The following is a 22,366-nucleotide window of genomic DNA, read 5'->3' on the forward strand; positions in this document are numbered from 1 at the left end:
ACCGGAAGGCACACCCGCTGATGCGACTCGTCCTCGTAGGCCCGCCCGGTGCGGGCAAGGGAACCCAGGCCACCGCCCTCAGCCGGAGGCTCGGCATCCCCCACATCTCCACCGGCGACCTGTTCCGGGAACACATCACCCGTCGCACCGCCCTCGGCCGGGACGCCGAGCGCTACCTCGACGCGGGCCAACTCGTACCCGACCACGTCACCACCGGCATGGTCCGCCGACGCCTCGGGGAACCGGACGCCCAACAGGGCTTCCTCCTCGACGGCTTCCCCCGCACACTCCCCCAGGCCCAGGCACTCACCGCCATCCTCTCCTCGTCGGGAGCGCCCCTGGACGCCGTCCTCGAACTCACCGCGCCGGCGGACGTGGTGGTGGAACGCCTGCTCAGCCGGGGCAGACCGGACGACACGGAGCAGATCATCCGCCACCGCCAGCGGGTGTACCGCCACCAGACCCTCCCCCTCCTCACCCACTACGCGCCCCTCGTCCGCACGGTGCACGCCGTGGGAACGGTCGAGGACATCACGACCCGAGCCCTCACCGCCCTCACGGAACCAGCGGGCCACCCCTGAGCCCGACGGGGCGGAACCGGCGAGCCGGTGCATCCCTCTCGCCGACGAGACGATCTCCGGCGACGTGGATACGCTGACGGAGGTGCGCGGCTGGTGCGGCCGCCCGCTCTGGGAGCTGATCCCGACTGACCTCGACCGGTTCTTCGGCGAGGACCAGCGACGGCTGGCCACGCTGACGAAGGTCCGCAAGGCGGATGGCGCGACGATCTACATTCGGCTCGGAAGTACGCGCCGTGTGTCCGTGCTTACACCGCATGCCGCCTGGCCAGCCTCATTGGCCCGCGGGTCTCGGAACTGTGCCTGCTCGAAGTCCACGACCTCCGCTGGGACCTGGGCACCTTCGGCAAGGTGCTGCTGCGCGGCAAGGGCAGCCGCGGCCAGCAGAAGGAGCGCCCGGTCCCGCTCATCAACGGTTCTCGTGAACTCCTCGAATGGTGGCTCCAGGGCCCGCGCTGGGAGTCCGACGAGCACCTCGATGAGCCCCGTGCACCGCTGTTCCCCTCCGAGCGCCGCGATCCCGGTGGCCGCTGCAAGCACGTGAGCACCAGCGCGACCCGGGGCGCGACGGCGGAGGCTGTGGAGCGCCACCTGTCTCGCTGGTCCGGCCGTGGTACTCCGCACGCGCTCCGGCACTTCGCTCTTGGCTCTCAGAACCCGTCGCCCCATCCGAAGGTGACGTTGTACGCGCGCTGGAGTGCGTGTCGTCCGTGGTCCCCGTCGGCGGAGGCCCATGCGAGGGCTGTGGAGAACCAGAGCAGAAAGACTCCGCCGACGATGCCCAGAGCGACCAGCTTCCCGTTCCAACTGAGGAGGACCAGGGCGATGGTCACGATTGCCGCGCCGAGGTGGGCTCCCCGCGAGTCGAGCGACGCAGCCTTGCGTGCCTCTCTGCGTTCGGCCCGTTCTGCGGCGAAGCGTTCCTCTCGAACAGACTGCGGTTCGTTCGCGTCGAAGTTCAACTCATCCCCCTGGCCCTGACGCCACATGGCCCCGGAACCACGTTGGCAGAGGAGCACCGATAGGGATAGACAGCACCCGAGCCGACATCGCCTCCGGCCGGGCGCTGGGCAGGCCCGTGCGGTTCACGCACCCCGAAGTCGGCCCTGACGCCTGGCCGTCACGCGGTGGCCCCGGCCGCCGACCAGGCCGACAGGTCGTGTGGCAGGTAGCGCCAGCGGTCATCGGCCCGGTCAACGCGCGCTGGTCGCCAGATGAGCGTTACGGGCGCGGAAGGCGCTGGGGCTCACGCCCCGATGGCGCTTGAAGGCGGCGCTGAAGCCGAACGCATCGGCGTAGCCGACGGACTTGGCGATCTGGGCGATGGAGAAGTCGGTGTCGGACAGGAGTGCCTCGGCCTCGGCCATACGGCATTCGGTGAGGTGGGTCAGTGGCGGGCAGCCCATCACCTTGGTGAAGCGTTTGGCGAACAGCGCCCGGGAGACACCGGATTCGATGGCGAGCGCCTCTACCGTCCACCTCTCGGAGGGCCGGGCGTGGAACGCTTCGAGAGCGGGGGCGAGGATCGGGTCGGCCAGGCCGCGATACCAGTCGGGGGCGTCCGAGCCCACCTGGTCGAACCACGTACGCAGCGTGCACACCAGGGCCCAGTCCAGCAGTCGGTCCATCAGAGCCTGGGAACCGGCCGAGCGCAGCGCGGCGTCGGCGGCGGCCGTCTCAAGCCAGGCGCAGACCTCGGTGTCGTCGTTGACCACGAGTACGGGCGGCAACGCACGGAGCAGCCGTTCATGGCGATGGCCCGAGGCGCGGTACGCGCCCACGATCAGTGCGGTCGCTCCGTCGGGTTCGTTGCCCCAGCGGATGCCGCCGAGGTCCTGGGCAGTGCATTCGGGATCCCCTGTGAAGCACGCGATTTCGTACTCGTCGTGTGGGCGGTCGAGGGTGGCCGGATGGTCCGCGAGATGAAACGGCTCGGGGGTGCATACGATGGCCGTGTCGCCGACGCCGACCGCTTGTTCGGCGCCGCCGGGCAGCAACAGGGTGCCACCGCCCCGCAGCACGGTGACCATCGTGAGCGGGGCCCCGTCGACGAAGCGGATACTCCAGGGCGCTTCCAGCACGGCATGGCTGACGACCGAGCCCTCCGCCCTGATGCCACTGAGGAGCACACTCAAGGGATCCATGGACGCCATCGTAGACGAACTCCTATGCAGTGGAGCGTTTCCCCTATGGATCGTCTAATGGATCACGGGTGTACTGGACTGGTCGAACCGACCGAGACACCCAGGAGAAGCCGTGTCGCACCGCAGCAGCGCTGCCAAGACCGCCCTTGTGGTCATCGCACACCATCGGGCCGATTCCCTCACCGCGCACACCGCCCGCCGCACCACCGCGCGACTCGAGGCCGCCGGATACCGCGTCGACGTGCTCGACCTGCGCGCCGAAGGGTTCGACCCGCGGATGAACATGGCGGACCAGCCGGACTGGGGCAACCGGGAGAAGCCGTACTCGGACGAAGTCCAGGCCCATATGCGGCGCATTCTCGACGCCGACATCGTCGTCGCCGTGTTCCCCGTGTACTGGCAGAGCGTGCCCGCCCTCCTCAAGGGCTGGATCGATCGCGTGTGGAACTACGGGTTCGCCTACGGCCGCAGCAAGCCCCGCCTCGCGGGCAAGCGCATACTGTGGCTGGGCCTGGCGGGCGCCACCTCCGATGACCCCATCACGGAGGGAATGCAGGCCCTGCTGGAGACCAACCTGAGCGAGGGCATCGCCTATTACTGCGGCTTCTCCTACTCCGCCGTCGCCCTGCTCCCCGACGCCGAGGAGCGCCCGCAGCGCGTCGACGCCGAGGGCAACCTGCTGGTGGGCGACGCCGTTTCGGGAGCCGAGCGCGAGGCGCAGTACGCCGAGTTCGACCGCCGCGCGCAGAAGGCGGTGGACGAGTTCCTTACAGCGGAACTGGCAGCGGCCTGAGGACAGCCACCGGCTCACCTGGGCGGGTGACCGCGCTGGTGTAGGCGTGAGCGGTGGACTCGCTCATCCCGAACCCGGCAGCGACCTTCGCCGGGGTGGTGTGTTCACGCAGGCACATAAGTGCCACCATCGCGCGCTGCGACGGGGGAAGCTTGCAGCGCCGGTCACCCTCATGGCCCACTCCACGAGCGCATGGGCAGACCGAGTGCGGCAGGGTAGGCGACCAACGAGGCCTCCGAGCAGCGTGGTTGAGACGTCAGACCTCTCCATCAACAGCTCGGGGGCCTCGCTCGTTGCACTTCGCAGGCTGTCACCTGATCCGTGGCCAACTCGAACAAGCCCAGTCACTCGCGCATGGGGATCGGGAGAGATTCGGTGATCCCACCCACGACGCTCAGGGAACAGAGACGCCGGGCAACCGCGTCGGCGGTGACGGGCAGAGCAGCGAGGCTGGCGCCGACGGTGCGCAGGTGTCCGCAGCGCGTGTGGCCGCGCCCGCCTTCGGGAAACAGGTGAGGGGCCCAGGTCGCCGGGCCCCTCACTTCACCGCTGGTGCCGACCGGCCCGGGACGCGGGGGTGCGTTCCGACCACGGAGTGGGTCAGGTCGTCGTGGGCGGGCCGTCGAAGCTGGCGAAGTAGGCGGCGGCCATGTCCTCGTCGGCGTGTCCGGCCGCGGCGGCGCGCTCCAGGCGCTCCGCGCTCGCGGCGGCGACGTCGAGGCCGGATGCCGTACCGGCGTCCGGCCTCGACGATGAGGCGGGCGTCCTTGGCAGCGGTGTTCACGGCGAACTGGGCCGGGGAAAGCTGGCCGTTCAAGACGAGGTCGGCCTTGGCCCGCAGGTACGGCATGTCGAGGCCGCCGCCCGCGATGGTGTCGAAGAAACTCTGCGGGTCCACACCAAGGGCCTTCGACAGAGCGAGAACCTCGCTGGCCGCGTTGGTCGCGGCGATGACCCAGCTGTTGGCCACGAGCTTCAGCCGGGTCGCACTGCCGACCGCACCGTCCTCGCCAGTCCATACCGTGCGCGCGCCGACCGCGTCCAGGACGGGCGTCACGGTGTCGCGGTGCTCGCTCGGACCGGCGGCGAGAACGGTCAGCTGCCCGGCTTCGGCGGGCTGACGGGTACCGAGCACGGGAGCGTCGAAGAAGACGAGCCGGTGCTCGCTGGCGAAGCCCGCCAGGTCGCCGGTCGCCCCGACGCCCGCGGTCGTCGACTGCACCCAGGCCGTGCCGGGGCTCAGGGCCTCGACGGCCCGCTTCATGACATCCAGAGCGGCGGGGCCGTCGTACAGCATGGTCAGGACGACATCGGTGCCCGTGACGGCCTCGGCCGGGGTGTCGGCGATCTCGACGCCGTCGGCGGCGAGGGCCTCGGCCTTGTCGCGGGTGCGGTTCCATGCCCGGACAGTGTGCCCGGCGCGGGCAAGGTTACGGGCCATCGCGGCCCCCATAATCCCCGTGCCCAGGACGGCGACGGCGCGCGTGACGCTCATCGGCCCGCCTTCCCGGAGGCGGCACGGACCAGGCCGTCGAGCCATGCCTGGTGGCCGTTGAGCATCGGATTCGGCCGTTCCTCGGCAAGCGCTGCGGCGGGCTGGCCGATCTGCGTCTCCTGGGTCAGGATCCGCACCCGGCCGCCGGGCAGGTCTTCCACCAGCCAGGCATGCAGCACGTCGAGCTGCTCCTCGGGCGGGCCGTCCTGTTTCGCGGTCCACGACAGGCGCCCGGGGACGCCCTGAGCCGGGTCCTGGAACTCGACGACGTGGGCGTCCAGGGGCGGGAAGCCGAAGGTGCCGAAGCTGAAGACGGTGTCCGTCCTGAGCTGGGGGCCGCCGCCCTGGGGGAAGGAGACGTCGGCGACGTTGTCGTAGTACGACTCCCAGGTCGAGGTGTCGACGAGGTAGTGCCACACCTGGGCGGCGGTCAGACCCTGAACGATCACCTCGTTGGAGACGAAGTAGTCGCCGGTGCCGGGCAGGTACTTCTCGGGCCAGTCGATCGCGTTCTGCGTGGTCATTCGGGGTTCCTCTCGGATGCGGGCGAGCTTGGAGACCACGTCGCCGCGACACGGGCATCATCACGGTCCGCTGCCTGTGCCGCCATCTGGCGACGCTTCGAAGCTACGCTCGCGAGCCATCGGCTGGCCAATAGAGGAGCCGATCCCTCCCATCGGAGAGTCGATGACTTTCGGGGGCTACTCTGGAGGTCATGAAGCACGCGACGCCCGAGGGGCCGACGGCCGTTCCCAGCGGGGTAAGGATCGCCCCGCACGCGGACCTGAACCTGCTCCGCACGTTTCTGGCCGTCTACCGTGCCGGATCGTTCACCGCGGCGGCGCCCCTGCTCGGGCTGTCGCAGCCGACCGTCACCGCCCAGATCCGCACACTGGAGCAGCAGACCGGGCAGGAACTGTTCACCCGGCTCCCCCGCGGCGCGGAACCCACAGCGCTCGCTCACGAACTCGCCGCCCGGTCCGCGGGCCCCCTCGACGCCCTCGCCTCCCTGGAGAGCGGCCACCTCTCCGGCCAGGGCGCCCCCGTCCACCTCGCCGGCCCCTCCGAGCTGCTGTGCACCCGGGCACTGCCCGCACTCGCCCCGCTCGTCACCGCCGGAGTTCAGCTTCGCGTCGACACCGGCCTGACCGAACCGCTCGTCGAAGGGCTGCGGGCGGGTCGGCACGACCTGGTGATCACCACCCGGCGGCCGAGAGGCCGCGCCCTGCCCTCCGCACCCCTGGCCGACGAGGAGTACGTGCTCGTCGCGGCGCCACGCTGGGCCACGCGCACGGAAGGCATGGCTCCCGACAGCGTCTGCAGCGTGCTCAAGGACATCCCGCTCGTCACCTACGCGGAGGACCTGCCTATCGTGCGCCGCTACTGGCGCCTCGTCCTCGGCAAGCAGCTCACCACCCAGGCCGCCGTCACCGTGCCCAACCTGTACGCCGTCCTCTCCGCAGTCGCCGCTGGCTCCGGCTACAGCGTCCTGCCCCGCTCCCTGTGCAGGGACCACCTCACCGCTGGCACCCTCACCCTCCTACACGATCCCGACGAACCACCGCTTAACACCCTCTTCCTCGTCCAGCGCCCAGGCGCCGAAGCCAACCCCGACGTCGTCCGCGTTCGCGACACCCTCCGCCGCTCCGCCCTCACCTGGTAGGAACCCACGGGCAGCCTTGAACCGAGGGTCGCAGGACCCGGGCGAACGGCGAGTCCGTCGAGCAGATCCAGCTGAGTGCAGTTCACCGGGTGGAGTTCGAGCCAGCGGCGCCTGTAGGGCTGCCGGTAAGAACGCTGTCACCAGCCGCAACCGGCGGTGATCTTGTGCGGGTGTCACTCGTGTGCGTGAGTCCGGCGTCGTACAGCTACGCGGGGTGAAGCCCCGAGAGGACGATCGACGACCATGGCCCGCACCCCTTTGGACCTGGATGACCTGGTCGAACACTGGACGCTATTGAAGGACGAACACGGCTTGTGTCCGGCAAGCGCGGTGCGACGCGACTGGGCTTTGCCATGTTGCTGAAGTTCTCTACGCAGTACGGCCGGTTTCCCCGAGGCCGGTTCGAGCTGCCTGGTGCGGCAGTGGAGTTCGTCGCCCGGCAGGTACAGGTACCTGCGTCCGAGCTGGACGCCTATGAGTGGAGCGGTCGGAGGGTTGAGTACCACCGTGCGCATCCGTCGGCACTTGGGCTTCCGTGAGTGCGGTGTCGCGGACGCGGACAAGCTGACGGCCTGACTCGCCGAGAACGTCGCCTGCAGGGAGCGACGGCCGGAGCAGGTGCGGGTGGAGCTGCTGGCCCGTTGTCGTACGGAGTGCATCAAGCCGCCCACGCCTGGGCGGTGCGACCGGATCGTGGCGGCGGCGCTGCAGGCCCTGCGCGACCAGCTCAAGTGCAAGGAGATCTGGGTCGTCTGCGCCGACAGGTGGCGCAACCCGGACGAGGACCTGCCCCAGGACTTCGCCGAGCGCCGCGAGGAGAACTACCGCGAGCTGCGCAAGCCGCTGGACCCGCAGGTCTTCGTCGACGAGCTGCGCGAGCAGATGACCACCGAACTGGGCCTGCTGAACGACCGGATGCCGAAGCTGAGCTGGCTGGACATCACCGAGCGGAAGTCCGGGGCGATCCGGCTGACCCTGCCGAGGCCCAGCCCGAGCCGAAGAACCCGCGCAGGATCAAGGGCGAGCTACAGCACCGCCTCCGAGGTCGCCGCGATGGTCGAGGGCGCTATGCGGCTCGGCACCACCATGGACGTGGAAGCGAACTACACGGACTCGCATGGCCAGTCGAAAATGGGGTTCGGCATGACGAGACCGCTGAACTTCGACCTGCTGCCCAGGATCAAGCGCATCAACAAGGTGAAGCTGTACCGGCCGGTGGCGGGCGAACCGGACGCCTACCCGCAACTGCTCGACATGGGCACCCGCCTCGACCCTGCTGCGGTCACACTTCCGCGCCCCCCGAGTTGCGACGGACGCCGCCCGACCAGCAGTCATCTGAGCGTGCGTGAAGCGTGGCGAGGTGGGAAGGAGCGGTGGGGAGGGAGAAGAAGACCAGATGGTCCACCTCCTCCCGTGGACGTCATGTCGCTACAGTCGCACTGCCTTGTGAGGCGTCTTCCTTGGAATGCGGCTTCACGACGCCCCGCCCACGCGTACGGTCTATCTCGCGCCATTCCGGCCGTAGCCCAGCCAGATTCGTGGTGAGGAAGTACGCGGCGCCGCAAGCGAGCAGCACCGGCACGAGTCCGACAGCGGTCACCGCCGCCCCGGCGAGCAGCCCGCCGAGAGGGATACCGGCCCAGGCCAGCGAGTCACCGAGCGCGTTGACCCGCCCCAGCATCCGGCGCGGCACCCGCTCGACGAGGACAGCCCCCAACACTGGGTTGACGAAGCCGCCACCGAATCCACTGACAGCGAAGACGCCCAGCACCACCCCCAACGGAGCATCGAAGGCAAGGACGAGGAACCTCGGTGCCCCGACCAGCAGGAACCCGGCGAGAACCACCACCCGCCGCCGCAGCCGGTGCGCGACCACCGCGGCGATCAGGCTCCCGCCGACCGCCGCGGCCCCCATCACACTGCCCATCAGGCCGATCGCGGTCGGCCCGTTACCGGACTCCCTGGCCCAGACAGGTACGAGCACCGAGGTGATCGCCGCGTCCAGCAGGTTGGTGATTCCGCACATGACGATGACGGTGAGCAGCAGCGGCTCGCTGCGCAGGAAGGTGAAGCCTTCGCCGAACCGCCGCCAGTAGCCCGGTTCCGTTCCCCCGGCTGGCGAGGGGGCCTCCTCGACCGCGAGCCCCATGCCGCGAGGCAGCGCGAGCTTGATGATCACTGATCCGAGGGCGAAGCAGCTGGCGTTGACGGCGAGTCCGGTCAGGGGACCGAGCAGCGCGACCAGGGATCCGCCGACCGCCAGACCGACGGTGGAGGCGAGACGCTCGATCACACCGGCCAGACCGGTGGCCCGCTCCAGCGGCACTCGGCCGCGCTCGGCCGCCTCCGGGACCATCACCTCCTTGGCCAGGTCTCCGGGTCCCCGGGCCGCGCCGATCAGCGCGACCAGAACCAGCAGAAGCGGAAAGGACAGCAGGTCCAGGGCGTGGAGCAGGGGGACCGCGGCGGCGGCGGTCGCGCTGGCCAGATCGGTGGTCCAGGAAACGGCCCGCGGGCCGATCCGGTCCACCAGCGGTCCGGTGAACGCCTTGACCACCACGTAGGGAGTCATCTCGCAGAAGGCGACCAGTCCGGTCTGGGTGGCGCTGCCGGTTGTGACGAGAACAAACCAGGGCAGTGCCACAACGGAGATCCGCGTGCCGGTCAGCGACACAACCATGGCCGCCAGCACCCCGCTCAGCGGCCGTAAGGACCTCTTGCCGGGTATGCCGCCGACCTCCGAGGCGCCTTCGGTCATGACCTCGGGCTCCCTTCCTCTTCCTGAGGGCCGGAAGGGAGCGACGACGCGGCAGGCGCATCCAGTTCGGGCAGCATCTGCGTGATAACGCCGACCCGCTCGGCACCCTTCGGGGCACTTGCCGCCGCCTCGGGCGTGTCTCTGCGGTACCGAGAGATGACGGCCCTCAACTCCTGCCGCAGGGCGACAGCCTCTTCGGGCGTGAGCCGCAAGGCCCAGCCGCTCATGTCGAAGGTGTCCCGCCACGCACGAGGCATCGTCTGCAACTCGTTCAGCGTCTGCTGAGTGCGCAAGGTGTAGGTGGTGGCGACGGATTGCAGGAAGGCCAAGATGGCCTCGGGCTCTCGATCGGCCAGCTCCCGGTCGTTGAGCTCCGTCATCTGATGTACCGAGCGCCACCAGCGCTCTCGCGCGTTGCCGCGCTCAGCGTCCTCCTCAACGAAACCAGCCGCGCCGAGTTGGCGCAGGTGATAGCTAGCTGTCCCGGAATTCACGCCCAGCCGCTCCGCAAGACGGGTGGCTGTCGATGGACCGTACTTCCGCAGGAGCCCCACCAGCTGCACACGCACCGGATGCGCCATGGCACGCAGCCCCTTGGCATCCAGGACAACGGAGTCCTCTTCAAGGTTCGGGCCCTCTGGCCTCTTCATCGCGTCGGTCACACCACACAGGCTAAACCGCAAAGAGTTCTTCGCAAAGAGTCCTTTGCGAAGAACTCCTTGCGATCTGCTTCGTGCGCGAGACCCCTGTGCTCATCTATCGACCGATTCCTGAGCAAGATCGGTAAGCGAGTGCTCGCGGCGGGATCGACGCCGGACCATGCCCATGGAACGGCTCAGAAAGTCGACGTGCTCAAGAACTTGGCGGGTGCAGCCACCCCAGGACGACGACACCGCCGATCTCCTCGCCCTCGTACCGGCCGTACGGACCGGCGGTCTTGTGGGATAGGCACGCGTGTCCGCGAAGGGGTAGTTGCTCGACCGGCAGATCCACGCACTCACCGAGGCGGGGTATATCCGGATCTTCGCTGACAAGAAGTCCGGCAAGAACGCCACACGCGAGGAACTATGGGCGACCCTCGACTACCTGCGCGAGGGTGACACTCTCGTCGTCCCGTCACTCGACCGGCTCGGCCGCTCCATCCAGGACCTCATCGCGATCGTGTCCGGCCTGCGCAAGCGCGGCGTCGGCTTCACCTCGCTGCACGAGGCGCTCGACACGACCACGCCCTGCGGACGCCTGGTGTTCCACGTGTTCGCGGCCCTGGCGGAGTTCATCCGCGAACTCATCGTGCAGGGCACCAACGAGGGCCTGGACGCGAAGCTCCTCGGCGTCTCCAGGAACACGATCACAACTACGTGCCTGAGCTGAGGGGCGGTCGCCTCGCACTCGCTGAGGCGCCGAGCACGCCGGAACTGCCCCAACCCACCCAGTCCGAGGCCTGATCACCGCCGTTTGCGGCAGGTGACAGAGTTCTTACCGGTACCCCCTGTGTCCCGCGCTCTCAGATGGGGCTTCTCCGTTTGCCGTGAGAGTCGTGAACGAGAGGCGTCAAGCCACTGGGATTGGCTTGGCGCCTTTCGCGATCGTGTCCTCAGTCCTCCGGCTCGCGTGGGACGAGGCGGGAGAAGAACTCCTTCGCGGTTTGCCCGTCGAGTTCCCCGTTCGTGGTCGCGGACCTCCGCAGGGTTTCGCCCGTCACCTGGGCAGGGATGCCGAGCTGCGAAGGTTTCGCTGAACCGGTCGCGGATCAGAGCGGCCCCCGGAGCAAGATGCTGCCGGTCGTCGGCCGACATGGCATCCCTCAGCCCCTCGGACGGGCGGCGCCGGGCCTGGGCCCAGTCCTCGGCGACCGGGCGTGACCACTGGGCCCGTCCGCCGACAGTCGCCTGGGGCAACGGCGCGCGTTCCGCCCCGGGAGATGTAACCCCGCAGTGTGGAGGCCGTGATGCCGCCCAGCACCGCCACCTCGGGCACGCCGAGCAGCCGGTCCCCGGCGAGTTCGGGACTGGCCAGGTCAACGACGCACTTGGCTCAGCCCTGCGGCGGTGCGCCGCAGGCCCCGCCCGCGGCGATCCGGGACGTGGGCTGCTGGGCCGCCGTTGAAGCCGCCTGGGTCGGGGGCGAGGCGGGCAGACCGCGCTCTGACGGATACGGGAACCGGAGCCTACCGAGACCGCGAAGGGCGCGGGCAGGATGAGGGGACCCTAGTGAAAATTTTCTCTGTTTGAGAGTATTTTTACTGTTTTACTGGTCTGCTGGGGGTTAATCGGCCAAGGAGAAGGCGGGAAGCCCCGCAACCCTGGAGCGTAAGGGCGCCGCCCCACCAGCAGGCCGACTGCAGGACTCCGGCCCTCTGGCAGCGACGCTCAACGCAGCTCTTGTTTCTCTCTTCGGGAAGTGATCGCAGTGACGTCACCTAGCTACGGGCCCACCGGATCGACCCGATCGGGGGGACCAACCGGATCGGCCATGGAGACCCACCCCGACATCGTCGAGATGCGCCAGCGCCATGCGCTGGCCGAACGTGCCGCAACGACCCCGAGGGCGCAAGCCATCGAGGCACTGGCCCTGCTCACGGGCCTCTACCTCGCGGCCTCCCCGTGGATCGCGGGATTCAACAGCGGCGGCTTCTCCCGGCTCGCCATCAACAACCTGATCGTGGGGATCGGATACGCCCTGCTGATGAGTGGCGGATTCGGTCGCGCCTACGACCGGACACACAGCATGGCCTGGGCGGCCTGCGCCCTGGGCGCATGGACGGTCATCGCCCCCTGGGTGGTGTCAGGCAACGTCGACACCACACGCACCGTCATCAACAACGTGATCACTGGCCTGATCGCCCTGCTACTCGCCCTTGCCGCCAGCGCGGCAGCCCGCTCAAGCGACGCACGCGGTCCCGAGGGCGCCTACGGCGGAACCGACCGCTGAGCAGACGCCGATTCGGCAACGGGAGATCCCGGACCGTCCCGTTCTGTGACGCGCCATCGTCTGTGCGCTCCTACTCCCGCCCATAAGACGTCGTTGCATCCGGCTATGCGGCTGCTCTCGGCCAGGTAGTCGGGTGCCGACGACCGCGCTGAGGCCTGCTGCGAGACGTAGCTCTGTGGCTCGAAGTTCGGGGTGTTCGAGCCAGTGCAGTCGAGTTTGGTCGGGGCACCGTTGAAGCGAGGGGGCCATGTGCTGGCCGGAGTGAAGTCGTCGATCACTACTGTGCCGCCGACGGCGAGCAGGCGAGCGGGATCCGCGGTGCCGTTGCCTTTGGCCTGGCCTCCGCCGTCGAGCACGAGCAGGTCGTAGGGGGCCGTGCTCTTCGACGCGCTGCCAGTCGCCGTGGAGGATCACTACGTCGGGACAGTCCCGGAAGACCTCCGCGGCGACGCGGGCTCGGTCCAGGTCGCGTTCGCCGCTGGTCAGTCGCGTGCCTGGGGCCGCGCCGGAGGCCAGCCAGGCCAGCCCGACACCGCAGCCTGTTCCGGTCTCGGCGATGCTGCGGGGCGCCCCTGCGGCCAGCACTTGGAGCAGCCGCCCCTGTTCGGGCCTGCAGGAGAGGCGAAACAGTGCGTACGGGCCGCCTCGACGGCCCGCTCGACCAGCGCAGGCAGGGTGTGGTCGTCTGGGTAGGCGTCCGTTCCCTGAAGCGACATGCCGTGCATTATGTTTGCGTAGCCGTGCCGTTGAGGCGGCGGTAGCAGATGAGGGCGGCGGCAATACCGGCGGAGCCAAGGAAGTGGTCTGGCTTGCGCTCGTAGCGCCGATGCAGGCGGCGTATTCCGCTCAGCCAGCTCACGGTGCGCTCGACGGTCCATCGGTGTCTCCCCAAGCGAGCCGCGGATTCCATGCCCTTGCGAGCGGTGCGCGGCACGATGCTGCGGCTGCGTAGCCACCGGCGCAGACGGTCGTAGTCGTAGCCTTTGTCCGCATGCAGTCTGCCCGGGAAGTCGCCGCCTCGGTCCGCGGCAGGACCGGATGGGAGGTATCCCGCGCACCAAAGGTTCGAGGCCGAGGCTGTCATGGGTGTGTGCGGCCGAGATACCAATGGAGAGGGGCAGGCCAGCTCTCTCTGTGGCCAAGTGGATCTTCGAGCCTTTCTTTCCCCGATCGACAGGATTCGGGCCTGTCAGATCCCCCCTTTCATCGCCCTCATGTTCACCGAGTCGATCGCACACCGTGACCAGTCCAGCTCACCAGTCCGACCGAGTTCGTCCAGCACCAGTCAGTGCAACTTGGCCCAGACTCGGGCCTTGCTCCACTCGGCAAACCGCCGGTACACGGTCGACCAAGACGGCCCGAACAATTCCGGAGTCTGCCGCCAGGTGCAGCCTGACCTGGCCACGAACATGATCGCCGCCAGCACCTCTCGGTCGCCGTAGCGTCGAGGACCACCGCCTCGCAGTCGGACCGGCACGACCGGCACCACCCGCTGGAACAACTCCCACAACCCGTCCGGGACCAAACGCTCCATGATCGCCACAGCCATGCAAGCTACCGATCACGCCAAATGCAACGACGTCTTAAGACGGCCTGCCGCCTCTCCGGGCGTCGGCATGTGCACACGGCCAGTCAGGGCGCGGCTTCGGGCCGTGCCCCGTCCACTACGACGCCCCGGTGACTTTTCGGCTACTTGTTCACCCTGTTCGCGGTGCCCCCGGTCGGTTTGGGCCTCAAGTCCGCGATCAAGGTGGCGCTGGCCGCCGACACCGTCTTGATCGCTGTGATGGAGCTGGTCGACAACGCGATCATCGCCGTGACACCGGGCGCGATGGACGCCCACCTGTCGGACGGGCTGTTCTGGTCGGCGCTGCTGGGCGGATTCGCGGTGGCTTTCCTGGTCTCCACGCCGGTCAATCAGGTGGCTGATCAGCCGCGGCAAGGGCCACGCCGTCGTCCACGCCTACCACTGACGCACGCAGCACACAGGCCCACGCGGTCGGGGCACCCCGGCGGAACAGGGGTGCCCCGACCGCGTTTACGTCACCAGGGCGGGCCAACCCGGCAGGGGCCGGAGGAGGAAGAGACGCGGCCGTCCGGTCCGCCGCCCGTCCGGCATCGATCCGAAGGAGGCCACCGGCCATGACCACGGTCAAGGACATGCTCGCCACCTACCCTGCCGACCTGGGGGAAGTGGACCGCGACAAGCTCACCCGGTGTATCGAAGAGTGCATTGCCTGCGCCCAGGCGTGTACGGCGTGTGCGGACGCCTGTCTGTCCGAGGGCATGGTCGGAGAGCTGACCAAGTGCATCCGCACCGACATGGACTGCGCCGACATCTGCAACGCCACCGCGTCCGTACTGTCCCGGCACACCGGCTACGACGCCAACATCACCCGCGCGATCCTCACCGCCTGCGCCACCGCCTGCGAAGCCTGCGCCGACGAATGCTCCGCGCATGCCGATATGCACGAGCACTGCCGCCTGTGCGCCGAAGCCTGCCGCTCCTGCGCACAGGCATGCACCGACCTCATCGAGGCCCTCGGCTGACCAGCGCGACCACACACCACAAGGCAGGGCCGCCGGTACGGCGTTCCCCCGGCCCTCACGCGCATCCTCGGCCGACGCACCGCCGCCCACCAGGCGGCGAGCGACGACTCAGTGCACGTGCGGCCCGTCGGCCAACTGCGGCTTGCCGCACGGCACAAGCCCCCACAGCCACTGCGGCACTGACGGCGGCCGCCACTGCCCACACGGTGAACGCGCCGGTGAAGCCGCCCACCGCGCCGCGCTCGAAGCCGGATGCCGCGCACCTCGTGGCCGCCGAGGTCCAGCGCTTCCCCGAGCTGGGCCGGGCCTGGCGGCAGCACGGACCCGAGGGGCACCATCCCGCAGTCGCGAACGCACTGCACACCCTGGCGGACGAGGGCCGACTGGCGATCCCGGACCTGGAGGCGGCCCTCATCCAGCTCTACGAACTCCTGGTCTTCCCCCTATGGTCTTCGGCTCCTACGGCACGCACCCGCATGCGTGTGGGTTGGGTCACAAGCCATTCATACCCCTGGGGGGTATAGTGTCCGCATCGTTGGGAGGACCGCGAAGCAGCCCTTCCCACGGCAGACCCACACAGTCACACCATGAGGGAGCACCCATGACCACCCAGACGAATGCCGGATCCTGCTGCTCCTCCGACGGCTCCTGCGGCTCGGGCACCGTGACCGACGCCCAGGGCGCGGGGGTCACCGCCGTCTACAAGGTGTCCGGCATGACCTGCGGCCACTGCGAAGGGGCGGTCAGCCAGGAGATATCCACCCTGGACGGCGTCACCGACGTCAAGGCCGTCGCCACGACCGGCGAAGTCACCGTCACCTCCGCCGCCCCGCTCGACGAGGAGGCCGTCCGGGCCGCCGTCGACGAGGCTGGCTACGAGTTCGTCGGCCGGGCCTGAAGGCACCGTTCGGGCATCGGCCCCGAACCGCGGGAGATGCGCATGACCAGCACGGCTCCCGCAAAGAGGTCCCCCGGCGCGACGTTCGCGGCCGTCTCCGAGGTCGAGCTTTCCATCGGCGGCATGACATGCGCTCCTGCGCCGCCCGCTTCGAGAAGCAAGCTCAACCGGGTGGACGGGTCCTGCAAGTAGAACTGGGGACGATCCCGTTGGCTAGTAGGGGCCCTGCCGGAAGGCAGGGCCCCTACTGCATCGCCTCACCGTCACGCGTCGCTGGGGGAGGTCGAATGCGCCGGTTCCCGATCGACATGGGAGTGAAGGCAGCACGTCCCACGGCAGGCTTCGGGAGCATGCCGTCGTGCCCGTAACCGCGGATCTGACCGTCTCCCTCGACGGCTACATGGCCGACCCCGACAGTTCCCTCGACAACCCGGGAGGCGACGGCGTCGAGGCACTCCTCGAGTGGATCCACGCCTTGGCCCGCCCGCAAGAGCGTCCATGCATGACCGGTGAGGAGGAGAACCGCAACTCCGAGCTGTTGCGGGGGTGGTTCGACGCCACCGGAGTGGTCATCGGCCGGATGATGTATGACACGGGCGAGGAGTCCTGAGGCGACAACCCGCCGGTCCGGACGCAGGCCTTCATGCTCACCCACCGCCTCCGGCCGGGCACCTGAGGGACGGGCTCATGAACGAGCTCCAGTTGCACGTGGTGCCCGTGCCCCCCGGCAGCGGGCGGCGGAACCTCGAGCCGGTCAGGGCGGTCGACACGCCCTCGCCACCCACCTGAAGTGCCGCTTCGCGTGAGCCGGTACAGACAAGGCGCGGAGTGACGCAGAGGGCGTCGTTCGGAGCCCGGCGCCGGAGTTTGCGGGAGGGCGAGGCTGTCGGGTCTACGCCCCGGTGCAACGGCCGACGCACGACGATCCGGCGTCACCCCCGCCCTCGGCCAGGCGAGCGGCCAGGGCCTGGAGCAATGCCGCTGCAGCCATGCGCACCAGGGGGTGCTCGGCTCCCCGGCGGGCAGCTTTCTTGAACGATCGCGACTGCATGACTGACGTTCCCCTCTCGTAGCGCCGACGGGCTCACCGGACTCCGGACGGAGGGAGTCCGCGGTGAGCCCGTCGGGTGGGCGGTGTGCCTGCGGGTGCGGGCCTTACAGCCCATCGGTCAGACGCCTACCTGCTCACCCGAGGCGGTCCCGTTCGCCTGCTGTTGGGTGGCGACCGCTTTCTCCGTACGCATGGCCAGCAGCGTCACGGCCCCGCCCAGCGCGGCGATGCCCGCCGCTGCGAGGAACGCCGCGCTGAACCCGTCCGTCAGCGCCGACAGGTCACCGAGTGCACCGGCGCCCTGGGAGGTGGCCAGTGCGGTGAGGGCCGCGAGGCCGAGCGCCGAGCCGACCTGGTAGGTGGTGTTGACGATGCCGGAGGCCAGGCCCGCCTGCTCGGCCGGAGCGCCGGACATGGCGGCCACCATCGCCGGGATGTACGCCAGCGACATGCCCAGCGCGGCCACCAGCGACGCGGGCAGCACATCGACCACGAAGGAGCCGGTCGGCTCCACGGCCGACAGCCACACCAGGCCGAGGGCGAGGACGAGCAGTCCGCCAGCGATCAGCGGCTTGGCGCCGAAGCGGGCCAGCAGCCGTGCCGTGATCGCGGTCATGAAGACCATGAGCAGCACGGTCATCGGAAGGAGCGCGGCGCCCGAGGCGAACGCCCCGTATCCGAGGACCTGCTGGAGGTAGAGGTTGAGGAAGTACCACATCGGGATCCACGCGGCACCGAGCAGTGTCATCGCCAGGTTGGCCGATCCCAGGCGCGGCACCCGCCAGATGCCGAGCGGCATCAGCGGCTCGCGCACGGATCGCTGGAGCACGAAGAAGAGGACCAGCAGGGCCGCCGCGACGAGGAGTCCGAGCACGGTCCGGGTGGATCCCCAGCCGATTTCCGGGGCCCGTACGACGGAGTAGACGGCGAGCGCGAGGCCCGCGGTGACCGCCGCGGCGCCGAGCACGTCGATGGCGCCGCGGCGCGGGGCGACCGCTGGCAGCAGCTTGGTCGCCGCGAGTGTGGCGACGCCGATGGGCACGTAGATGATGAACACCCAAGGCCAGCTGAGCCATTCGGTGAAGACGCCGCCGAGGAAGACGCCCGCGGTACCGCCAGCCGGGGCCGCGGCGCCGTAGAGCGCCATGGCCTTGCCGAGTTCCTTGGGGTCGTGCGCGAACAGCGTCATGAGCAGGGTCATCGCGGCGGGAGCGATCAACGCGCCGCCGACACCCTGCACCGCGCGGCCGACGACCTCGACCCACGCCGTCTGCGCGGCCGCCGCGACGATCGAGGCGCCGATCAGCACGATCCAGCCCGCCGTGAAGACCCGGCGGGCACCGAGCAGATCGGACAGGCGCCCGCCGAGCAGGAGCAGCCCGCCGAAGGTGATGACGTAGGCGTTGAAGACCCACTGCAGCTCGCCCTGCGAGAAGCCGAGATCCCGCTGCATCTCGGGCAGCGCGACCCCGATGATCGAGGTGTCCATGATCACCATGAACTGGGCGGCGGCGAGCACGACGAGCGCCCACCAGCGCCGCGGGTTGACTGACGACATGGCCTTTCCCTTCCATCCGGAACAGACCCCGAGGGTTATACCCCCTGGGGGTATCGTGAGCTGGAAGATACAATACCCCAGGGGGGTATGCAAGAGTCGTGACTGAGCCAGTCGAAAGGCACGAACCGATGCCGAGGCTGCTGGATCCTCGGCGCCGTTCAGCGAGCAGGCGATGTGGGGACCGCCACGCCCTGAGCGGTCAGGGCCCGCAGTCACCAGTCCGCCACGGCGTGATCGGCTCTGGTTCGGCAGTGGCAAGAGGGGAGGGCCCGGCGGCCCCCAACGGATGCCTTGGGAGTGGCCGTGAGCCGGTACGTACGAGGACGCTGCAGATCCGGCCTCGACGGAATCGAAGCACGAGGCCACTCCCGAGCAGGCACCGTCCACCGACATGCCCGTCATGGCGATGGACATGATGTCCCTCTGTCTGGCCGTCCTGCTCGCCGCTCGGGTGCTCACGGCGCTCGTCCGGTCGACGCCCGCCCGTCACCCCGACTGGCTGGCGAACCTCCGTGCCCAGGTCGCCGCCGTGCTGCGCCCCAGGGCCTGCACCGGTCGGGCAGCCTCGGCGCCCTCCGCCCGGGACGCCCCGGTGCGGCCACTGCCGAAAAGGAGGGCGAACCGGAAGGCGCACCACGCTGCTGACTGCGGCACTCGATGCCCCTGGCCGCCGCGCCCCCGACCTCGGGCCCGGAACTGCCCACCAGGGCCGGGCCCCAGCCGCAGAGAACGGCCCGTCAGCCCTGAGGACGCAGCCCAGCCAGGGTCACCGCGACGAGCCGCCGCACCGCGGCCTTGGAGGGCAACGCTCCGGCTCCCGCGAGGGCGTGCAGGCAATAGCCCGCCAACTCGTCCGACGAGACGTCATCCCGTACTTCACGCGCCTGGGCCCCCTCGGCCAGCAACCCCCGGACGAAGTCGCGCAGATGCTGCTCGGCGCGGACCACATGGTCGCCCCGGTGCAGGACGGCGGACAACTCTCCCCCATGACCGTGGCGCTGTTGCTGGATGAGCGCGTAGCGCTCCAGCACCGCCTCCAGCCGCTCGCCCGGGGTGCCGGGGCGGTCCCCGAGTTCGGCGAGTTCGGCAAGGTGGCCGGTGATCTGACGTTCATGCCACGCCGCCATGATCGACTCGACGTCCGGGAAGTACTTGTACAAAGTGGCCCGGCCGATACCGCTCTCCTCGGCGATTCGCGACATCGTCACGCCCCGCAGCCCCTGCTCGGCCACAAGCGCCGCCGTGGTCTGAAGTACCGCGTCCCGCACGGAGCGGCGGTGCTCCTCGATGGTCTCGTTCCACAGCTTCGGCACCGGGCCAGTGTACGGGGCGACGATGCCGGTACATCACGACTTGACGTAGACACAGTGTCTCGATAAGAGTTGCCGCCTGGAAGAGGGCCCGCGGCTCGCACCATCCCGTCAGAGGGAACCCATGACCGGCACACCGTCCGAATCCACCCCGAGCGCAGGACCCGACCGCGCAATGCCCCCTGCCACCCCGCGCTGGGTGAAGGTCTCCGGCGCCGCGGCGCTGGCCTTGGTCGTCGTGTTCCTCGTCCTTCACCTGACCGGCGCCATGGGGGCGGGCTTGCACGGCGGCCACTGATGGCCATGCCACCCGCCCTCCGCAAGCTCGCGCTCACCGCGCATGTCACGTCTTCGGTCGGCTGGCTCGGGGCGGTCGCCGCCTTTCTCGTCCTCGCCGTCGTCGGACTGACCGGCGAGGACGCACAGCGCGTGCGGGGCGCGTATCTCGCCATGGAGGTCACGGGCTGGTACGTGATCGTCCCGCTGGCGTTCGCCTCGCTGTTGACCGGCCTCGTCCAGTCCCTGGGCACCACGTGGGGGCTGTTCCGCCACTACTGGGTGCTGGCCAAGCTCACACTCAGCGTCTTCGCGACGTTCCTCCTCCTGCTGCACATGCAGGTGGCCGACCACGTGGCGGCTTCGGCCGCGCGGACGAGCTTGTCCGCCTCCGACCTCACCGGGATGAGGATGCAACTCGTGTTCGACGCCGCTGCCGCCGTCGTCGTCCTGCTCACCAACACGGTGCTGTCGATCTACAAGCCGCGCGGCATCACCCGGTACGGGTGGCGGGTGCAGCAGGCACGGCGAGCCGACCGGACCGGTGAACTCTGATGCGGTGCCTTGCGCACGAAGCGCCCTCCCGGGCAGCCTCGGGCCGAGGAAGGGCGCTCAGCGATGACCCACGTCGACAACTGCCGCTACCGAGGAACGCCGAGCCTTCAGAGCCCGCGTCAGCGGAGTGCTGGGGCGCCGAGAACGCCTCGCGAGGGCCACAAGCAGAGAGCACACCACGTCAGCCGACACCTGATCACCTGTCAGGAACGTCCCGGACAGGCGCAGCAGCGATCCCGCCCTGTCGACGTACGGCGCGCCGTGTTCGCAGGTCAGCGCGCCCTTCCTCGCGGCTTCAAGGGCGCGTTCGGCAGTTCCGGCGCGGGCAGTGGAGCCCCGTCGTATCCGTGCACCTCGCCGAAGCGGTCGCCCTTCATCCAGTCCTCGCGGGCCTGGACGATCTCGTCGTGTGACCGGGCGATGAAGTTCCACCACATCACGATCTCCTCACCGAAGGGCGGTCCGCCCAGCAGGATCAGTCGCGCGGTCTCCGGGCCCTCGTTGGCGATGGTGAGCGCCCGGTGTCCGGGGGCGGCGTAACCGAGTGCGGCGGGCTCCAGGGGTGTGCCGTTCAGGTGGACGTCGCCGGTGTCGACGAGGAGTCCGTGCTCGAAGTCCGGGTCGGTGTCGAGGGTCAGGGCCGCGCCCGGGTCGAGGGAGAGTTCGGCGCCGAGGAGGGGGGTGAAGGTGCGGACCGGGGAGGTGTCTCCGGCGAGGGTGCCGAGGAAGACGCGGGCGTGGCCGCCGTTCAGGGGGACGGGCCGGGGTACGTAGTGCTGGAAGTCCCGTGGGGCGTCGCGGTGTTCGTCGGGCAGCGCCACCCACAGTTGCACGCCGTGCAGGGTGGTCGTGCGGGGTGTCGACACCTCGGAGTGGCTGATGCCGTGGCCGCCGGTCATGAGGTTGAGTTCGCCGGGGCGGACGTAGGCGTGGCTGCCGAGGCTGTCGCGGTGTTCGATCTCGCCGCCGAACAGCCAGCTCACGGTCTGGAGGCCGGTGTGCGGATGCGGGGCGACGTCCATGCCCCCGCTGCTGGTGACGTCGTCGGGGCCGTAGTGGTCGGCGAAGCACCAGGCGCCGATCAGCGAACGCGACCGCTGGGGCAGCGTGCGGCGTACCGTCATCGCGCGGGGGCCTCCGAGGGGGACCTTGCGGGCCGTGAGGACCTGGACGGTGGTGGGATCTGTCTCGGCGTTGCTCACGGGTGCGTCCCCTCCCGGAAATGAACCGTTCGACATTCAACCTTTTTCCTGGTGATGATAGATCGCGGGTCAAGTGATCGCTCGGTGAAGGAGATCAGCGTGACAGGGACGGCTTCGGTGCGATCCGATCAGCGGGTCTACGTCGACAAGCAGAGCCCCGAGGCCTACCGCGCCCTGGCCGCCACCTCGGAGGCCGTGCAACGCGTCGCGGCCGAGGCGGGGCTGGACCGGATCCTCGTCGAACTGGTCAACCTTCGGGTGTCGCAGCTCAACGCCTGCGCGTTCTGCCTCAACCTGCACACTCGCGCGGCCCTGCGGGCGGGCGAGACCACCCAGCGGCTGGGTGTGCTGGCCGCCTGGCGCGACACGGAGCTGTTCAGCCCTCGGGAGCGCGCGGCCCTCGCGCTCGCGGAGGCCACCACCCATCCCGCGGACGCCGGCGCGCAGACGTCGGCGTACGCGGACGCCCGGTCCGCGCTCACCGAGGACGAGATCTCCGCGGTGATCTGGGTCGCCATCACCATGAACGCCTTCAACCGGGTCTCGGTCATGAGCAAGCATCCGGTGCGGGTCAGTTCCGCGGTTCCGTCGCCGCAGTAACCGG

Annotated in this window: 21 protein-coding genes and 7 pseudogenes; 16 read left to right on the top strand and 12 right to left on the bottom strand. The window is 69.4% G+C overall.

Features of this window, described 5'->3' with window-relative positions; genetic code table 11:
• Positions 1-20: 20 nt before the first annotated feature.
• Together ACFVQG_RS29425 and ACFVQG_RS29430 are read left to right on the top strand one after the other, a co-directional pair.
• Positions 21-581, top strand: coding sequence for an adenylate kinase (locus ACFVQG_RS29425; RefSeq protein WP_383389128.1), 561 nt, complete (start codon positions 21-23; stop codon positions 579-581).
• Positions 582-875: 294 nt separating this feature from the next.
• A pseudogene (locus tag ACFVQG_RS29430) lies at positions 876-1,157 on the top strand (site-specific integrase); the annotation flags it as partial.
• A 71-nt stretch (positions 1,158-1,228) separates the two neighbouring features.
• Here the strand turns inward: ACFVQG_RS29430 and ACFVQG_RS29435 are convergent.
• Positions 1,229-1,540, bottom strand: coding sequence for a hypothetical protein (locus tag ACFVQG_RS29435; protein WP_383389441.1), 312 nt, complete (start codon positions 1,538-1,540; stop codon positions 1,229-1,231).
• Between the two features lie 231 nt (positions 1,541-1,771).
• On the bottom strand, positions 1,772-2,731 hold the full coding sequence (locus ACFVQG_RS29440; protein WP_383389130.1) for an AraC family transcriptional regulator: 960 nt from the start codon (positions 2,729-2,731) through the stop codon (positions 1,772-1,774).
• 103 nt (positions 2,732-2,834) lie between these two features.
• Here ACFVQG_RS29440 and ACFVQG_RS29445 point away from each other — a divergent pair, with 103 nt between their 5' ends.
• Positions 2,835-3,515, top strand: a complete 681-nt coding sequence (locus tag ACFVQG_RS29445) for an NAD(P)H oxidoreductase (protein ID WP_383389132.1) — start codon at positions 2,835-2,837, stop codon at positions 3,513-3,515.
• A gap of 28 nt (positions 3,516-3,543) precedes the next feature.
• Here ACFVQG_RS29445 and ACFVQG_RS29450 read toward each other — a convergent pair.
• From ACFVQG_RS29450 to ACFVQG_RS29460, 3 genes and pseudogenes are all read right to left on the bottom strand, one after another.
• A pseudogene (locus ACFVQG_RS29450) lies at positions 3,544-3,742 on the bottom strand (transposase family protein); the annotation flags it as partial.
• Between the two features lie 373 nt (positions 3,743-4,115).
• Positions 4,116-5,010: pseudogene (locus ACFVQG_RS29455) on the bottom strand (NAD(P)-dependent oxidoreductase).
• A complete protein-coding gene (locus ACFVQG_RS29460) occupies positions 5,007-5,534 on the bottom strand; it encodes an SRPBCC domain-containing protein (protein ID WP_383389134.1) in 528 nt (175 codons plus the stop codon). The pseudogene ACFVQG_RS29455 and the gene ACFVQG_RS29460 overlap by 4 nt, the downstream one beginning before the upstream one ends.
• A 191-nt stretch (positions 5,535-5,725) precedes the next feature.
• On the opposite strand from ACFVQG_RS29460, the gene ACFVQG_RS29465 reads away from it, so the two are divergent.
• The 3 genes and pseudogenes from ACFVQG_RS29465 to ACFVQG_RS29475 all read left to right on the top strand — a co-directional run.
• A complete protein-coding gene (locus ACFVQG_RS29465) occupies positions 5,726-6,673 on the top strand; it encodes a LysR family transcriptional regulator (RefSeq protein ID WP_383389136.1) in 948 nt (315 codons plus the stop codon).
• A 314-nt stretch (positions 6,674-6,987) separates the two neighbouring features.
• Positions 6,988-7,212, top strand: a complete 225-nt coding sequence (locus ACFVQG_RS29470) for a DUF4158 domain-containing protein (RefSeq protein WP_383389138.1) — start codon at positions 6,988-6,990, stop codon at positions 7,210-7,212.
• Positions 7,213-7,588: 376 nt separating this feature from the next.
• Positions 7,589-7,909 (top strand): annotated as a pseudogene (locus tag ACFVQG_RS29475) (Tn3 family transposase); the annotation flags it as partial.
• A gap of 184 nt (positions 7,910-8,093) precedes the next feature.
• Here ACFVQG_RS29475 and ACFVQG_RS29480 read toward each other — a convergent pair.
• Positions 8,094-9,431 (bottom strand): MFS transporter, encoded by a 1,338-nt coding sequence (locus ACFVQG_RS29480; RefSeq protein ID WP_383389140.1) that lies wholly within the window; start codon positions 9,429-9,431, stop codon positions 8,094-8,096.
• The gene (locus ACFVQG_RS29485) at positions 9,428-10,093 is read right to left on the bottom strand and encodes an ArsR/SmtB family transcription factor (protein WP_383389142.1); all 666 of its coding nucleotides are present in this window, start codon (positions 10,091-10,093) and stop codon (positions 9,428-9,430) included. Before ACFVQG_RS29485 ends, ACFVQG_RS29480 begins: the two co-directional genes overlap by 4 nt.
• A 310-nt stretch (positions 10,094-10,403) precedes the next feature.
• On the opposite strand from ACFVQG_RS29485, the gene ACFVQG_RS29490 reads away from it, so the two are divergent.
• Together ACFVQG_RS29490 and ACFVQG_RS29495 are read left to right on the top strand one after the other, a co-directional pair.
• Positions 10,404-10,802, top strand: coding sequence for a recombinase family protein (locus tag ACFVQG_RS29490; RefSeq protein WP_383389144.1), 399 nt, complete (start codon positions 10,404-10,406; stop codon positions 10,800-10,802).
• Between the two features lie 1,101 nt (positions 10,803-11,903).
• Positions 11,904-12,362: an SPW repeat protein gene (locus ACFVQG_RS29495; RefSeq protein WP_383389146.1), complete on the top strand. Its 459-nt coding sequence runs from the start codon at positions 11,904-11,906 to the stop codon at positions 12,360-12,362.
• Positions 12,363-12,485: 123 nt separating this feature from the next.
• On the opposite strand, the pseudogene ACFVQG_RS29500 reads toward ACFVQG_RS29495, so the two are convergent.
• Both ACFVQG_RS29500 and ACFVQG_RS29505 read right to left on the bottom strand, forming a co-directional pair.
• A pseudogene (locus ACFVQG_RS29500) lies at positions 12,486-13,078 on the bottom strand (O-methyltransferase); the annotation flags it as partial.
• Between the two features lie 8 nt (positions 13,079-13,086).
• Positions 13,087-13,911: pseudogene (locus ACFVQG_RS29505) on the bottom strand (IS5 family transposase).
• A 132-nt stretch (positions 13,912-14,043) separates the two neighbouring features.
• Between ACFVQG_RS29505 and ACFVQG_RS29510 the strand changes: the two are divergent.
• The 5 genes and pseudogenes from ACFVQG_RS29510 to ACFVQG_RS29530 all read left to right on the top strand — a co-directional run.
• A pseudogene (locus ACFVQG_RS29510) lies at positions 14,044-14,335 on the top strand (DUF4396 domain-containing protein); the annotation flags it as partial.
• Between the two features lie 169 nt (positions 14,336-14,504).
• Positions 14,505-14,912 carry a four-helix bundle copper-binding protein gene (locus ACFVQG_RS29515; RefSeq protein WP_383389148.1) on the top strand — a complete coding sequence of 136 codons (408 nt, stop codon included), beginning with the start codon at positions 14,505-14,507 and terminating at the stop codon, positions 14,910-14,912.
• Positions 14,913-15,118: 206 nt separating this feature from the next.
• Positions 15,119-15,436, top strand: coding sequence for a TetR/AcrR family transcriptional regulator C-terminal domain-containing protein (locus ACFVQG_RS29520; protein WP_383389150.1), 318 nt, complete (start codon positions 15,119-15,121; stop codon positions 15,434-15,436).
• 77 nt (positions 15,437-15,513) lie between these two features.
• On the top strand, positions 15,514-15,810 hold the full coding sequence (locus ACFVQG_RS29525) for a heavy-metal-associated domain-containing protein (protein WP_383389152.1): 297 nt from the start codon (positions 15,514-15,516) through the stop codon (positions 15,808-15,810).
• Between the two features lie 358 nt (positions 15,811-16,168).
• Positions 16,169-16,420: a hypothetical protein gene (locus ACFVQG_RS29530; RefSeq protein ID WP_383389153.1), complete on the top strand. Its 252-nt coding sequence runs from the start codon at positions 16,169-16,171 to the stop codon at positions 16,418-16,420.
• Positions 16,421-16,979: 559 nt separating this feature from the next.
• On the opposite strand, the gene ACFVQG_RS29535 is transcribed toward ACFVQG_RS29530, so the two are convergent.
• Positions 16,980-18,419: an MFS transporter gene (locus ACFVQG_RS29535; RefSeq protein ID WP_383389155.1), complete on the bottom strand. Its 1,440-nt coding sequence runs from the start codon at positions 18,417-18,419 to the stop codon at positions 16,980-16,982.
• A gap of 737 nt (positions 18,420-19,156) precedes the next feature.
• Complete coding sequence (locus ACFVQG_RS29540; protein ID WP_383389157.1) at positions 19,157-19,732, bottom strand: TetR/AcrR family transcriptional regulator; 576 nt, start codon at positions 19,730-19,732, stop codon at positions 19,157-19,159.
• Between the two features lie 172 nt (positions 19,733-19,904).
• Here ACFVQG_RS29540 and ACFVQG_RS29545 point away from each other — a divergent pair, with 172 nt between their 5' ends.
• A complete protein-coding gene (locus tag ACFVQG_RS29545; RefSeq protein WP_383389158.1) occupies positions 19,905-20,027 on the top strand; it encodes a hypothetical protein in 123 nt (40 codons plus the stop codon).
• Between the two features lie 5 nt (positions 20,028-20,032).
• Entirely contained in the window at positions 20,033-20,560 is a 528-nt protein-coding gene (locus ACFVQG_RS29550; protein ID WP_383389160.1) for a hypothetical protein, read from the top strand.
• Between the two features lie 272 nt (positions 20,561-20,832).
• On the opposite strand, the gene ACFVQG_RS29555 is transcribed toward ACFVQG_RS29550, so the two are convergent.
• Positions 20,833-21,798, bottom strand: coding sequence for a pirin family protein (locus ACFVQG_RS29555; RefSeq protein ID WP_383389162.1), 966 nt, complete (start codon positions 21,796-21,798; stop codon positions 20,833-20,835).
• 81 nt (positions 21,799-21,879) lie between these two features.
• On the opposite strand from ACFVQG_RS29555, the gene ACFVQG_RS29560 reads away from it, so the two are divergent.
• On the top strand, positions 21,880-22,362 hold the full coding sequence (locus tag ACFVQG_RS29560) for a carboxymuconolactone decarboxylase family protein (protein WP_383389163.1): 483 nt from the start codon (positions 21,880-21,882) through the stop codon (positions 22,360-22,362).
• Positions 22,363-22,366: the final 4 nt, after the last annotated feature.

This window comes from Streptomyces sp. NPDC057877 (assembly GCF_042796855.1).
GTDB lineage: Bacteria > Actinomycetota > Actinomycetes > Streptomycetales > Streptomycetaceae > Streptomyces.